Origin of the sequence: Methylobacterium sp. WL103 (assembly GCF_008039885.1) — a bacterium.
Classification (GTDB): domain Bacteria; phylum Pseudomonadota; class Alphaproteobacteria; order Rhizobiales; family Beijerinckiaceae; genus Methylobacterium; species Methylobacterium cerastii.
This window is the reverse complement of the sequence record NZ_VRUX01001237.1, coordinates 1-516: the sequence shown is the minus strand read 5'-3', so window position 1 is coordinate 516 and position 516 is coordinate 1. Positions and strand designations below refer to the sequence as shown.

1 pseudogene is annotated in these 516 nt (G+C 77.3%); it reads right to left on the bottom strand.

What is annotated here, in order from left to right:
* Nucleotides 1–162 precede the first annotated feature (162 nt).
* Nucleotides 163–516: pseudogene (locus FV222_RS28800) on the bottom strand (phosphomannomutase); the annotation flags it as partial.

Here is a 516-nt window from a genome sequence, read left to right as displayed (position 1 = left end):
GCCCTGGTAGGGGGCGGGCCGGCGGATGCCTTCGCCCGCGCCGACGCGGCGCTCTACGCCGCCAAGCGCGCTGGCCGGAACACGTTCCGCACCCATGGCGCCCCGATCCGCCTCGCGTGATCGCCCAACCTCGCGCGGCCGCCCCCGAGGATACGACGACGCCTACGCGTCCCGCGGGTGCGCCGCCATCGCCGCCGCCGCCGCCTTCAGGCCCCAGGCCAGGAGGCCCTTGGCCTCCGCTTCGGTGCGCGCCTCGGTGTAGCAGCGCAGCTCCGGCGCGTTGCCCGAGGCGCGGAAGTGGATCGTGCGGCCGCCGTCGAGCGCGATCCGGACCCCGTCCTGCGCGTCGACCGCCTCCGGGGTGCCGACCGGCTTCAGGAACGTGTGCCGGAACCCCGCGTCGCCGAGACTCTGGAGGAGCGCGCCGCTGCGCTCGGGCGGCGTCTCGGGCAGGCGGTCGCTCGCCATCGCGCCGACGTCGAGAGACGCGACGAGGCCGGCCAGCGGCAGGCCGGC